The sequence below is a fragment of the Paraburkholderia azotifigens genome, assembly GCF_007995085.1.
GTDB classification, from domain to species: Bacteria; Pseudomonadota; Gammaproteobacteria; order Burkholderiales; family Burkholderiaceae; genus Paraburkholderia; species Paraburkholderia azotifigens.
Map to the genome: position 1 here is coordinate 1,740,313 of NZ_VOQS01000001.1, position 13,089 is coordinate 1,753,401.

The following is a 13,089-nucleotide window of genomic DNA, read 5'->3' on the forward strand; positions in this document are numbered from 1 at the left end:
CACCAATGTATCCTGCCGTATGTTCTCGCAACTGACCGATCTCGACCTGCGCCTGATCCGCGTGTTCCTCGCCATCGTGGACGCGGGCGGCGTTTCGCCTGCTCAGGCCACCTTGAATGTAGGGCAGTCGACCATCAGCACGCAACTGTCGACGCTCGAAACCCGTCTGGGCTACCGGCTATGCGAGCGCGGCCGCAGCGGTTTTAGCCTGACAGCGCGAGGCGAACAGTTCGTCGAAGCCGCGCGCGCACTGCTGTCCGCCGTCGATGCCTTCGGCGTGCAGGCGCGAAACGTCGGACGAAAGCTGGTCGGCACGCTCGGAATCGGCATGATCGGGCATACGCCTGTGTCGGAAAGTGCGCGCATCAGCGATGCGATCGCGCGCTTTCGTGCCCGCGACGAATCGGTGCGATTCTCGATTCTTGTGCGCTCGCCAGGAGAACTCGAAGAACTGCTGCTCAGTGGACGGATTCAGATCGGCATCGGCTATTTCTGGCATCGCGTGCCCTCGCTTGAGTACACCGAGATTTTTTCAGAGGAACAGTTCGCGTATTGCGCGAAGGGGCATCCGCTTTTCGCTCGCGCGGGCAACGTCTCGCCCGCCGAAGCCGCGCAGCATGAATGGGCGTGGCGCAGCTATCCGCTGCCAGAGGCGGAAGCATCGGCGACGCCGCACAACGTCTCCGCCGTCGCCGACAACATGGAGGCTGTTGCGATGCTCGTGCTGTCGGGTCATCACCTCGGCTATCTGCCGGGGCACTTCGCCGCGCCGTACGTGAAGGAAGGTTTGCTCGCGGCGCTAAACCCGCAGCAGATGGGCTACCGCGTCGCGTTCCATATGGTCACGCGCACGCGGCAGCATCGGACGGAAATCGTCGATGCGTTTATCGACGATATGAAGGCCGCGCATCCGTCGCCCGAGCTTCAGGCGTGATCGGCGCGGTTAGCCGTTGATCACGTCGGCGCCTTTGGGCACCGTGAACTTGAAGGCGTCCGCAGGCAGCGACGGGTTCTTCTGGATGTTCGAGAATTTCAGCAGCGTCACGTTGCCGAACACGTCGTGCAACTCCATCGCTTCGAGGTTGCCGTCCTTGAAGCCGATGCCGACGCGTTGGAACTGCGTGTCCTTCGACTTCGGAATCAGTTCGAGCCAGTCGATGCCCGCCTTCACGCCTCCATCCTTCAACGTGAAGTTCTTGTCGAGATCGTTGCTGCCGAACAGGATCGCCGCCGGACTCGCGCCGAGCGCCCCGCCGAGCTTGCGCACCGTGACCTGGTTCAGATCCTTGTCGTAGACGTAGAGCTTGTCGCCGTCGGCCTGCAGCAGCTGCGCGTAGGGCTTCTCGTAGGCCCAGATGAATTTGCCCGGACGCGCGAACGTGAACGTTCCGCTCGACACCTTGTTCTGCGACGCGTTTTGCGTCGACAGCACGCCGCTCGCCTGCTGTTGCGCGCTGCTCGGCGCACGCACTTCCGTCTGCACGAATTCACCGCGCGCCGAACGCACCTGCGACACGAATTGCTTCAGCTGATCCGTGCCGCTTGCGAACGCATGCGACGCGACGAGCATCGATGCGCCGAAAGCGAGCGCGCGCATCAGACTACCAAGACGGGTCTTAGACCCAACGATTTGCAGCATGTAGTTTTCTCCCTTGTGGCGTCCAGGCCGCGAGCGTCATTCCGTCTCGCGTGCCGGCACCAGAATTTCGCGGTTGCCGTTCGACGACATCGCCGACACCAGCCCCGACTGCTCCATCTGCTCGAGCAGACGCGCGGCGCGGTTATAGCCGATGCGCAGATGCCGTTGAACGAGCGAGATCGATGCACGACGGTTCTTGATGACGATTTCGACCGCCTGATCGTATAGAGGGTCTGACTCGCCGCCGCCTGCTCCCGTTCCCGAGGCATCGGCGGAGCCCTCGTCGCCTTCGCCCGACACGCCGCCTTCGAGCAGCCCTTCGATGTAGTTCGGTTCGCCCTGCTCCTTGAGCTTCTCGACGACGCGATGCACTTCGTCGTCGGACACGAACGCGCCGTGCACGCGAACCGGCAGGCCTGAACCCGGCGGCAGATAGAGCATGTCGCCCATACCGAGCAGCGATTCCGCGCCCTGTTGATCGAGGATGGTGCGCGAGTCGATCTTCGACGACACCTGGAACGCCATCCGCGTCGGCACGTTGGCCTTGATGAGACCCGTGATGACGTCGACGGACGGACGCTGCGTCGCGAGGATCAGATGGATACCGGCCGCGCGCGCCTTTTGTGCGATACGCGCGATCAGTTCTTCAACCTTCTTGCCGACCACCATCATCAGGTCAGCCAGTTCGTCGATCACAACGACGATATTCGGAAGACGCGACAGCGGCTCAGGATCGTCCGGTGTCAGGCTGAACGGATTCGGAAGTTTCTCTTCGCGCTTCGCGGCGTCGTCGATCTTGTTGTTGAAGCCCGCGAGGTTGCGCACGCCAAGCTTGCTCATCAGCTTGTAGCGGCGCTCCATTTCGGCGACGGTCCAGTTCAGCGCGTGGCCGGCCTGGCGCATATCCGTGACGACAGGGCACAGCAGATGCGGGATGCCTTCGTAGACGCTCATTTCGAGCATCTTCGGATCGATCAGGATCATTCGGACCTGATCCGCGCTCGCCTTATACAAGAGCGAGAGAATCATCGCGTTGATACCGACCGACTTGCCGGAACCCGTCGTACCCGCGACCAGCAGGTGCGGCATCTTCGCGAGGTCCGCGCACACCGGCTTGCCGCCGATGTCCTTGCCGAGCCCCATCGTCAGCGGCGAGCCAGCGTCGGCGTAGACGGCCGAGCCGAGAATCTCCGACAGCCGCACCGTCTGACGACGCTGGTTCGGCAGTTCGAGCGCCATGTAGTTCTTGCCCGGAATCGTCTCGACGACACGAATCGATGTGAGCGACAGCGAGCGCGCCAGATCTTTCGCCAGGTTGACGATCTGGCTGCCCTTCACGCCCACGGCCGGTTCGACTTCGTAACGCGTGACGACGGGACCAGGATAGGCCGCCACTACGCTCACATCGACGCCGAAGTCCTTCAGCTTTTTCTCGATGAGTCGTGAGGTGAATTCGAGCGTATCGGCCGAAATGGTTTCCTGCGCGGCCGGCGCGGGATCGAGCAGCGAAATGGCAGGCAGCGTGGAGTCGCCGGGCAGGCTTTCGAACAGCGGCACCTGACGTTCTTTCTCGACACGCTCTGACTTCTCCGGCTTCGTCACGGGCGGCACGATCATCACCGGCTCGTGTTCCTCGATCTTGACGCGGCTCTGCTCGACCTTGCCTTCGCGCTTCACGGCGGCCGCTTCACCGAGCTTGCGGTCGCGGCCCGCTTCGCGGCGCAGCTTGGCGAGCGTCACGGCGTTGATGATCGAATCGCCGACCTTCTCGCACACGGAAAGCCACGAGAAACGGAAGTACAGCGACAGGCCGATCCCGAGCATGATCAGCAGCGCCAGCGTGCCGCCCGTGAAACCGAGCGCATGCGACACGCCCTTCGCGACCGCTTCGCCGATCACGCCGCCCGGCGCGCGCGGCAACTGCACTTTCAACGACCACATGCGCAGCGCCTCGATGCCGTCGCACGCAAGCAGCACGAGCACGAACGCGAACACGTCCGCGAGCCAGCTGTTGTCGCGCGGCGCGTCTTCGGCAGGCTCTTCCTGACGGGTGATGCGTTTGTAGTTGGTGGAGATGCGGCGCGCGAGCAGGACGATCCACCACCAGGCGGACAGCCCGAAGAGCAGAAGGAGGATGTCAGAGGTATAGGCGCCGACGCGGCCCGCCCAGTTCGAGATGTGGTCGACCTTCGCCGCGAAGGTCCAGCTCGGGTCGCGGCGACTGTAGCTGATCAGCGCCATCACGAGGAAAACGCCGAGCGCCACCTGGAGAATCCAGCGGATTTCGGTGAAAAGGCGCGACATGCGGTGAGGCAATGCCTGCGCGTTCGCGGAGTATGGAGCTTTTGCCATTGAGCCTGTTGCGTGTGGCGGCCTGCAGCGGTTTCAGGTGCCGGTACGATTCCGGTCCCCGGCGCCAGTTTCAGTTGCCCTTCAATTCGCCTCTCGGGACTGACTCAGGTGCCGAAAATGTCTGCCGGCAAGCCGCCTGTCATTCGTTGGCGACTATTGTAAACGCACTGTTGCGTGCAAGGCTGTAAATGACGGTAACGTTGGCCGAACGGCCAGGAATGTCGTAATTCCCATACGTTTTCGGGCAAAACATGAAGGTTTTCGGCCGATTTCGGCGCCATTACACGATTTATCCGGCCTAAGCATTTGGCATCGCCTATCGGTTTCATCGTAAAGCTTCATGAAGCAGCGGCTTGCCCTGCCGTTTATAATGCGGGGCTGATACCCAACTAATGTGTCAAGCAGGATTTCCGGCTCGACGCCAGTTCCGCCGGTCATGGCAATTGCTCCACGCCGCAGGCCGACGCTTTTAACGGATTTCGATCATGCCAGCTTCCCCGACCAAACACGCGAAGGTTCTGATTCTCGGTTCCGGCCCAGCCGGTTACACGGCGGCCGTCTACGCGGCGCGCGCCAACCTGTCGCCGATGCTCGTCACGGGTCTCGCGCAGGGCGGCCAGCTGATGACCACAACGGAAGTCGAAAACTGGCCCGCCGATCCCAACGGCGTGCAAGGGCCGGAACTGATGGCGCGTTTCCTCGAGCACGCCGAGCGTTTCAACACGGAGATCGTGTTCGATCATATCCACACGGCCAAGCTGGACGAAAAGCCGATTCGTCTGATCGGCGATTCGGGCGAGTACACGTGTGATTCGCTGATCATCGCGACGGGCGCGTCGGCGCAATATCTCGGCCTGCCGTCGGAAGAGCTGTACATGGGCCGCGGCGTGTCCGCGTGCGCGACCTGCGACGGCTTCTTCTACAAGAACCAGCACGTCGCCGTGGTCGGCGGCGGCAACACGGCCGTTGAAGAAGCGCTGTATCTCGCGGGCATCGCGAAGAAGGTGACGGTGATCCATCGCCGCGACAAGTTCCGCGCCGAGCCAATCCTGATCGACCGTCTGCTGGAGAAGGAAAAGGAAGGCGTCGTCGAGATCAAGTGGGAACACGTGCTCGATGAAGTGCAAGGCAATGACGGCGGCGTCAACGGTCTGCGCATCAAGAACGTGAAGACGGGCGCCACCACCGATATCGAACTGCAAGGTCTGTTCGTCGCGATCGGCCACAAGCCGAACACGGATATCTTCGAAGGCCAGCTGGAGATGAAGAACGGCTACATCATCACGAACGGCGGACTAAACGGCAACGCGACGGGCACGAGCGTGCCGGGCGTGTTCGCAGCCGGCGACGTGCAGGATCACGTATATCGTCAGGCGATCACGAGCGCGGGTACGGGCTGTATGGCTGCGCTGGATGCACAGCGTTATCTGGAAAGCATCCATGAGTCGATCGGCGAGCGCGCGATGAGCGCTGAGGCTGATCGTTGATGATTCTGAACGCGTCTGAGGTTGTTGGGTTGTTTCCTCAGTAGAGCGGCGGACGCGGATCGGTAAAATAGCGGCATGCAGCCTGCTTGCCGCGCTCGTTGAGATTCTCGATGTTCGAAGGGCCGCGGCGGTATGCCGGCGGCCCTTTTTGTTTTTTGCTTCGATCGCCATGCCCAAGAATCTTCCCCATCCGAGCGAACCGAAACGGCCGCGTAATGTGGCTTCCCGTGCTGATGATGCGTCCGCTGGCTCCTCAGGCTCCGACGCTTCGGGTTCTGCGTCTTCGTCATCGTCTGCTTCGAAGAAACCGCTGGTCGAGGCAGGCGCAGGATTGGCCGGGCTGGGCGGTTTGCGCGATGCGTTGAAAGGCGCATCGCAACGCGTTCAGCGCGAGAAGGCCGCGGCGGCACAAGCGTCCCGTGAAGCGGCCGCCGACGCCGACATGTTCCGCCGTGAAATCGGCGAAGTCGCGCCGCTGGGCGCGAAGCCTCGCGCGACGGTCACTCGCACGCCACCTGCGCCTGTTCCCATTCAGACGAAACTCGACGAAGAAGCCGTGCTGCACGAAGCCATCTCCGATGAGTTCGATCCCGAAGTGCTGCTCGATACCGATGAGTCGCTTTCCTACTGTCGGCCCGGTGTGAGTCAGGAAATCGTTAAGAAGCTCCGACGCGGTGCCTGGATCGTGCAGGCTCAACTCGATCTGCATGGAATGCGGCGGGAGGAAGCGCGGGAGGCGTTATCTGAATTCATACGTGAAGCGAGTAAGAAAGGGTTGCGGTGCCTGCGCGTGATTCACGGGAAAGGCTTGGGGTCGGTTGGGAAAGAACCGGTGCTGAAGGGCAAGGTTCGCGCGTGGCTCGTGCAGAAGGAAGAAGTGATCGCGTTTTCGCAGGCTCGTGCGCATGATGGCGGTGCGGGGGCTGTGCTTGTATTGCTGCAGCCTGGGTCGGTTGGGTCTGCAGCTTCACCCTCTTCGTCTGGCAAGGTCTAAGAAGGCTCTTCGACGATGCATCCTCGGCTCACTCTCGCGCTTTCCATCATGGAAGCGCTGGCTATTCTTGCCTACGCGATCTCGGGGTTCATCGAAGCCCGTACGAAACGGCTCGATGCCGTTGGGACTTTTCTTGTGGCGATGGCGACGGCTTTCGGCGGCGGGACGGTTAGAGATGTGTTGCTCGATCGGAGGCCGTTCTATTGGGTCGAGCATCAGTGGTACGCGGTTCTGATCTTTGCTCTTTCGTTTTTTGCGCCGTTCGTGTTGAAAGCTTATACGCGGGTTTTTAATGAGCGTGTGTTGCTGGTGGCGGACGCTGTGGGGCTTGGGCTTTTTAGCATCTCGGGGACATCGCTCGCGCTCGATGCGCAGATGCCGTGGTTTGTGGCTTCGATGATGGGTGTGGCTACCGGCGTGTTCGGCGGGATTATTCGCGATGTGATCTGCAATGAAGTCCCGCTGATTTTGCGGGATTCACGGCCTTATGCGACTTGTGCGCTCGTCGGGTGCTGGCTTTATCTGCTGCTGGATTACATTAACTTCGATACGGTTTATAGCGTGTTGATCGCTACCGGGTTTATTCTTGTGGCGCGGCTGGTGACATTCAAGCTGGATGTGAGATTGCCGCATTGAGTGGCACCCGACGCCGGAGTCGAATACTGACATTCAGCATAATCATCCGATTTTTCCCCACCATTAGTTAATAGTACGAATCATTTCAACGGGATTTCGTTGCTCTACGCATTAGAAGAAAAAGGAAGTTTGAATGGCAGAAATCACTCGACGTCGAACCGGCGAACTGTTACGGATTTTGTTTAAGCTTCTCATGGCTTCCAGCGATGGCTTGCCCGCGCGTGTCGCATTGCTGGAACTAGAAAATCAGGTAACGCTGTCTGAGTATGAGTCTGGCAAGTACGACTCCGGAGTTCGACGCTTTGAAAAAATTGTACGGTTCGCCACGGTTGACTGCGTGAAAGCCGGGTGGCTAGTAAAGACGAAGGGCGTATGGTTGGTTACCGAAGAGGGCCGAAACGCCTATGAAACGATGAGTGACCCAGAAGCATTCCACAAACAGGCGGTGAAGCTATACCAAAAGTGGCGTGCGACTCGACCGGACGCCGAACCCACGACACCAGAGGAGACCGACGACAGCACGAGTGGCAAGGCGGCAAGCATCACACTTGAAGAGGCGGAAGAGCAAGCATGGGATGAGGTTTCACAGTTCCTGCACCAAATGAACCCATACGACTTCCAGGCATTGGTCGCTGATTTATTGCGTGCAATGAGCTACCACGTGGAATGGGAAGCGCCCCCTGGCAAGGATGGTGGAATCGATATCCTTGCGTGGCCGGACCCGCTCGGGACAAAACCGCCTCGCATCAAGGTTCAGGTGAAGCGCCAGGTGCAAGCGATCAGTGTTGAAGGAGTACGTTCGTTTCTTGCGGTACTCGGCGACGACGATGTCGGCCTGTTTGTTTCACTTGGTGGCTTCACGCGGGATGCAATCGAAGCAGCAAGAAATCAAGAACGTCGCCGACTGACATTAATCGATATACGAAGGCTGTATGACCTTTGGGTCGGTCATTACAAGCATCTCAGCGACGAAGCGCGGCGCCGTATGCCGTTGAGGCCCGTCTATTTCCTATCGCCCGAGGGCTAGCCCGTTTGATTTGGGAAGCCCCGAGCGCAAAAGCAAAAAAAGCCCCAAGCGCATCAAACGCTCGGGGCCTTCTCAAAACCAACTCAGCAACAGTAATTAACCCTTAAGCAATCCGCTCTTCCGTCTTAGGATCAAACAAAACCGCCTTAGAAACATCGAACATCAGCGACATGTTCTGATCAGGTTGCGGATTAGCCCCCGGGTGCACACGGCTAACCACCCGCTTGCCATTCACCTGCGCAAACACCAAAGTGTCGGGACCCGTAGGCTCAATCACATCGACCTTAACCTCAATCGGCTGCAGCTTCCCGTCTTCGACGTTATGAGCATTGCGCGCATCGGTAATCCGCTCAGGACGCAGTCCAAGAATCACTTCCTTGCCGACATGGCTCTTCACCGCGCCATCGAAAGGCAGATTCAGCACGCCACGCTTCACACCGGTATCAAGCTCGAGCCCAACCCCGGAACCCTGCTCGACAACCTTACCCTGAATGAAGTTCATCGGCGGCGCACCGATAAACCCGGCCACGAACAGATTCGAAGGCGAATCATAAATCTCTTGCGGCGCCCCAAATTGCTGCACGATACCGTCCTTCATCACAGCAATCCGATCGCCCAGCGTCATCGCTTCGATCTGATCATGCGTCACATAAACGATCGTCGTGCCCAAACGCTGATGCAGCAGCTTGATTTCCGAACGCATCTCGATACGCAATTTAGCGTCGAGATTCGACAGCGGCTCGTCAAAAAGGAACATCGCCGGATCACGCGCCAAAGCACGTCCCATCGCGACACGCTGCCGCTGACCGCCCGACAGCTGACCAGGCTTGCGATCCAAAAGATGCTCGATCTGCAGCAGCTTGGAAACGCGAGCCACGATCTGATCCTGCTCGCCCTTCGCGACCTTGCGGATATTCAAACCGAAGGAAATGTTCTCGCGCACCGTCATCGACGGATACAGCGCGTACGACTGAAACACCATCGCGATATCGCGATCTTTCGGCGACAGGTTGTTCACCGTCTTGCCGCCGATCTGAATCTCACCCTTCGTCACGGTCTCGAGACCGGCGATCATATTGAGCAGCGTCGACTTACCGCAGCCCGAGCCGCCGACGAGAATCAGGAACTGACCGTCTTCGATGTCGATGTTGACACCCTTCAGGACGGGCACCCCGTTCGGGTAGGTCTTGTACACGTCACGGATGGAAAGGCTTGCCATGCTGTGAATCCTCTAGTCTCTGTACTGCTGATGCGTCGCTAGCTGGCGACGCGAGCCGAATGCCGTTGCGCACCGCTATCACGCAGGCGCACTGAAAATTGATTAGCCCTTCACCGCACCCGCCGTCAGACCGCGCACGAAGTAGCGGCCGGCGATCACGTAGACGAGCAGCGTCGGCAGTGCCGCGATGATCGCGCCCGCCATGTCGACGTTGTATTCCTTCACGCCCGTCGACGTATTCACGAGGTTGTTCAGCGCCACGGTGATCGGCATCGAATCGACACCGGAGAACACGATACCGAACAGGAAGTCATTCCAGATCTGCGTGAATTGCCAGATCAGGCAGACCATGAAGATGGGCAGCGAGATCGGCATCATGATCTTCGTGAAGATCATGAAGAACCCTGCACCATCGATACGCGCCGCCTTCACGAGTTCCGCCGGCACGCTCACGTAGAAGTTGCGGAAGAACATCGTCGTGAACGCGATACCGTAGACAACGTGCACCAGCACCAGCCCGCCGATCGTGTTCGACAAACCGAAGAAGCCTTGCAGACGCGCCATCGGCAACAGGATTGCCTGGAACGGAATGAAGCAGCCGACCAGCAGCATCGTGAAGAACGCGTCCGCACCGCGGAAGCGCCAGTGCGTCAGCACATAGCCGTTGAACGCGCCGATGATCGACGAGATCAGCACGGCGGGAATCACCATCCTCACCGAGTTCATGAAGAACGGCTCCATGCCGTCGCAGCGCACGCCCGTACAGGCCTGGCTCCACGCCTTCACCCACGGTGCAATTGTCCAGTGCGACGGCGGCGTCAGCAGGTTGCCCGAGCGGAGCTGGTCGATGTCCTTGAACGACGTCGAGAGCATCACGTACAGCGGGAACAGGAAGTACAACGCAAACAGGATCAGTGCCGCGTAAATGAACGCGCGGCTGATGTTCATCTTAGGCTGCATTGCGCGTGCTCCTCGATTCCAGGTACATCAGCGGCACGAGCACGGCCACGACGGTTGCGAGCATCATCATCGACGATGCAGCGCCGACGCCCAGTTGCCCGCGGTTGAACGAAAACGTGTACATGAACATCGCGGGCAGCGACGACGACGTGCCCGGACCGCCCGCCGTCAACGCGACGACGAGGTCGAAGGTCTTGATCGTGATGTGGCAGAGAATCAGCAGCACCGAGAAGAACACGGGGCGCATGCTCGGAATCACGATCTTGCGGTAGATGGTGGGCAGCGTCGCGCCATCCACTTGCGCAGCCTTGAAGATCTCGCTGTCGACGCCGCGCAGACCGGCGAGAAACAGCGCCATCACAAAGCCTGTCGATTGCCACACGGCCGCGATCACGACGCAGAAAATCGCCTTGTCGGGGTCGCCCAGCCAGCCAAACGAGAAGCTCGTCCAGCCCCAGTCGTTCAGCACTTTCTGGAAGCCGAGATCGGGATTCAGAATCCACTGCCACGCCGTACCCGTCACGATGAACGACAGCGCCATCGGATACAGGAACACTGCGCGCAGTGCGCCTTCGTTGCGAATCTTCTGGTCGAGCAGGATCGCGAGGAACAGACCCAGCCCAATGCAGATCGCGATAAACGGAATGCCGAACCAGCCGAGATTCGCCGCCGACGTCCACCAGACATCATTGTCGAACAGCTCGGTATACCGGTCGAACCCGGCGAAATCGTAGCGTGGCATCAGTCGCGACGTGGACAGCGACAGATAACCCGTGATGAGAATGAAACCGTAGACAAAGACAAGGCTGATGACGATGCTGGGTGACAACACCAGCTTCGGCATCCAGCGGTCGGCCAATGCCGCCATCGGCGACACGGGACGCGTTGCACGCGTCGTGCCTTTTGCGTTTCCGCTAATAGAAGCAGTCACAACTCGACTCCTGGAACTGAACCGTCAGGCGTTCATGAAAGACGCCGAGCGGCGGAGGCGCGGTGATGCATTGCACCATGCAACGCGCCATCGTCGTCCGGCGCGTATGAACTGATTAAAGACCATGCGCGCCGGGCGTTCTGCTACAACTTTGCTACGACTGCTTTACTTCGTCTTAGCAGCCTTCGCGAGTGCGGCAACCGCGCTCTTGGAGTCCTGATTCGAGTTCATGAACTTCGTCACGACGTCCGAGATTGCGCCTGCTGCTGCGTCCGGCTGAGCCATGCCGTGAGCCAGCGACGGCACATAGCCGCCCGACTTGATGGCCGTCTGTTCATCAGCGTAGGACTTCTTCGCGCAGTCGTCGAATTTATCCATCGGCACGCCCAGACGAACCGGAATCGAACCCTTGTACAGGCTGAACTGCTCCTGGAATTCCGGGCTCATGATCGTCTTCGCGAGCGCCAGCTGGCCCGGCGTCGCTGCCTTCTGGCCCTTCTGCTGGAAGAACACGAACGAGTCGACGTTGAACGTGTACGACTTTTCCGTGCCCGGAACAGCCGCGCAGATGTAGTCCGAGCCGGACTTCTTGTTCGCGTTCGCGAACTCGCCCTTCGCCCAGTCACCCATGAACTGCATGCCGGCCTTGCCGTTGATGACCATCGCCGTCGCCAGGTTCCAGTCGCGACCCGTGCGGCCGCTGTCGAAGTAGCCCTGGATCTTGCGGACCGTGTCGAACACGCCGAGCATCTTGTCCGACGTCAGCGTCTTCTGGTCGAGGTCGACGAGCGCCTTCTTGTAGAAGTCCGCGCCTTGCGACAGCACGACGTCTTCCCACAGCGTCAGGTCCTGCCACGGCTGGCCGCCCATTGCGATCGGCTGGATGCCGGCTGCCTTCATCTTGTCGGCGACAGCGAAGAACTCAGGCCACGTGGTCGGCACCTTGCCGCCTGCCTTGTCGAGTGCTGCCTTGTTGATGTACAGCCAGTTGACGCGGTGCACCGAGAACGGCGCCCCGACGTAGTGGCCGTCCGCATGCATGATCTTGTCGATTTCGGGCGGCAGGTTCTTCTTCCAGTCGCCGGCGACGGAGTCGACGTTCACCAGCACGCCTTGCGAGGCCCAGTCCTGAATCAGCGGGCCCTTGATCTGAGCCGCGCTCGGCGCGTTGCCCGAGATCACCTGGGTCTTCAGTGCCGTCATGGCCGCTGCACCCGCGCCGCCTGCCACCGCGAAGTCCTTCCACGTGTAACCCTGCTTCTGCAGGTCGTCCTTCAGCACGCCGACGGCCTTCGACTCGCCGCCCGACGTCCACCAGTGCAGCACTTCGACAGATTCGGCCGCCTGGGCCGTGGCGACGCCACACATCAGACCTGCGGCGCACAGGGCGCCCATGATCGCACGGAATTTCATTGCTTATCTCCTCCAGACACCTGAACTAAAAACGAGTGGCCCCTGATGTCACCAGGGTGTGATGGTTGGTCAAACAGGCAATACGCTGGACGGTCGAGCGTCGGACAGGCACACGATGGTGTGGATGTGCCCGCGCGCCGAGGTTCGGCCGCGCGACGCTCAAGAGATGAGTGATGTGCAGTGCAAGAACTGTCTCCTCTTTTGATTTTTGCCTGCTCCGCCTTCTGACTGCGGCGCGTTGCAGACTCGAGGTGGTCCGCGCACGTCGTTCGCTGAAAAACGCCCGTTTCCGCCATGCTGCGCCGCGCCCGAAAGGCACTCTGGCGCATGCCGGAACGCGTTGTCCGTTAACATGCAGGGAAGCTACGTGCACCCGCGAAAAGGCGCTTGTTCACAAGCCCCGCACGCTTTTTTCATCGAATTCACGTTAC

Annotated in this window: 11 protein-coding genes; 5 read left to right on the top strand and 6 right to left on the bottom strand. The window is 60.0% G+C overall.

All coding sequences use genetic code 11. The features are described 5' to 3' along the window. Positions 1 to 19: 19 nt before the first annotated feature. Positions 20 to 934, top strand: a complete 915-nt coding sequence (locus tag FRZ40_RS07735; protein WP_147233793.1) for a LysR family transcriptional regulator — start codon at positions 20 to 22, stop codon at positions 932 to 934. A 9-nt stretch (positions 935 to 943) separates the two neighbouring features. Here the strand turns inward: FRZ40_RS07735 and lolA are convergent, their stop codons facing one another. Then, entirely contained in the window at positions 944 to 1,639 is a 696-nt protein-coding gene (gene lolA, locus FRZ40_RS07740) for an outer membrane lipoprotein chaperone LolA (protein WP_147233794.1), read from the bottom strand. A 36-nt stretch (positions 1,640 to 1,675) separates the two neighbouring features. Continuing rightward, complete coding sequence (locus FRZ40_RS07745; protein ID WP_028370309.1) at positions 1,676 to 3,991, bottom strand: DNA translocase FtsK; 2,316 nt, start codon at positions 3,989 to 3,991, stop codon at positions 1,676 to 1,678. A gap of 485 nt (positions 3,992 to 4,476) precedes the next feature. Here FRZ40_RS07745 and trxB point away from each other — a divergent pair, with 485 nt between their 5' ends. The 4 genes from trxB (at position 4,477) to FRZ40_RS07765 (ending at position 8,135) form a co-directional block, all read left to right on the top strand. Then, a complete protein-coding gene (trxB, locus tag FRZ40_RS07750; RefSeq protein ID WP_028370310.1) occupies positions 4,477 to 5,478 on the top strand; it encodes a thioredoxin-disulfide reductase in 1,002 nt (333 codons plus the stop codon). Positions 5,479 to 5,647: 169 nt separating this feature from the next. Next, complete coding sequence (locus FRZ40_RS07755; RefSeq protein WP_147234788.1) at positions 5,648 to 6,472, top strand: Smr/MutS family protein; 825 nt, start codon at positions 5,648 to 5,650, stop codon at positions 6,470 to 6,472. 15 nt (positions 6,473 to 6,487) lie between these two features. Continuing rightward, entirely contained in the window at positions 6,488 to 7,108 is a 621-nt protein-coding gene (locus tag FRZ40_RS07760; protein ID WP_028370312.1) for a trimeric intracellular cation channel family protein, read from the top strand. Positions 7,109 to 7,241: 133 nt separating this feature from the next. Then, entirely contained in the window at positions 7,242 to 8,135 is an 894-nt protein-coding gene (locus FRZ40_RS07765) for a restriction endonuclease (RefSeq protein WP_147233795.1), read from the top strand. A gap of 103 nt (positions 8,136 to 8,238) precedes the next feature. Here the strand turns inward: FRZ40_RS07765 and FRZ40_RS07770 are convergent, their stop codons facing one another. The 4 genes from FRZ40_RS07770 to FRZ40_RS07785 form a co-directional block, all read right to left on the bottom strand. Then, positions 8,239 to 9,354 (bottom strand): ABC transporter ATP-binding protein, encoded by a 1,116-nt coding sequence (locus tag FRZ40_RS07770; protein WP_028370314.1) that lies wholly within the window; start codon positions 9,352 to 9,354, stop codon positions 8,239 to 8,241. 102 nt (positions 9,355 to 9,456) lie between these two features. Continuing rightward, positions 9,457 to 10,314 (bottom strand): carbohydrate ABC transporter permease, encoded by an 858-nt coding sequence (locus tag FRZ40_RS07775; protein ID WP_028370315.1) that lies wholly within the window; start codon positions 10,312 to 10,314, stop codon positions 9,457 to 9,459. Continuing rightward, positions 10,304 to 11,245: a carbohydrate ABC transporter permease gene (locus FRZ40_RS07780; RefSeq protein ID WP_028370316.1), complete on the bottom strand. Its 942-nt coding sequence runs from the start codon at positions 11,243 to 11,245 to the stop codon at positions 10,304 to 10,306. Before FRZ40_RS07780 ends, FRZ40_RS07775 begins: the two co-directional genes overlap by 11 nt. 165 nt (positions 11,246 to 11,410) lie before the next feature. Further along, positions 11,411 to 12,658, bottom strand: a complete 1,248-nt coding sequence (locus FRZ40_RS07785) for an ABC transporter substrate-binding protein (protein ID WP_028370317.1) — start codon at positions 12,656 to 12,658, stop codon at positions 11,411 to 11,413. Between the last annotated feature and the right edge of the window lie 431 nt (positions 12,659 to 13,089).

Excerpts from the sequence above, each read along its gene's own strand:
- FRZ40_RS07765 (WP_147233795.1), top strand. The coding sequence starts at position 7,242 with ATGGCAGAAATCACTCGACGTCGAACCGGCGAACTGTTACGGATTTTG.
- FRZ40_RS07785 (WP_028370317.1), bottom strand. The coding sequence starts at position 12,658 with ATGAAATTCCGTGCGATCATGGGCGCCCTGTGCGCCGCAGGTCTGATG.
- FRZ40_RS07735 (WP_147233793.1), top strand. The coding sequence starts at position 20 with ATGTTCTCGCAACTGACCGATCTCGACCTGCGCCTGATCCGCGTGTTC.
- FRZ40_RS07770 (WP_028370314.1), bottom strand. The coding sequence starts at position 9,354 with ATGGCAAGCCTTTCCATCCGTGACGTGTACAAGACCTACCCGAACGGG.
- trxB (WP_028370310.1), top strand. The coding sequence starts at position 4,477 with ATGCCAGCTTCCCCGACCAAACACGCGAAGGTTCTGATTCTCGGTTCC.
- lolA (WP_147233794.1), bottom strand. The coding sequence starts at position 1,639 with ATGCTGCAAATCGTTGGGTCTAAGACCCGTCTTGGTAGTCTGATGCGC.
- FRZ40_RS07775 (WP_028370315.1), bottom strand. The coding sequence starts at position 10,314 with ATGCAGCCTAAGATGAACATCAGCCGCGCGTTCATTTACGCGGCACTG.
- FRZ40_RS07755 (WP_147234788.1), top strand. The coding sequence starts at position 5,648 with ATGCCCAAGAATCTTCCCCATCCGAGCGAACCGAAACGGCCGCGTAAT.
- FRZ40_RS07760 (WP_028370312.1), top strand. The coding sequence starts at position 6,488 with ATGCATCCTCGGCTCACTCTCGCGCTTTCCATCATGGAAGCGCTGGCT.
- FRZ40_RS07745 (WP_028370309.1), bottom strand. The coding sequence starts at position 3,991 with ATGGCAAAAGCTCCATACTCCGCGAACGCGCAGGCATTGCCTCACCGC.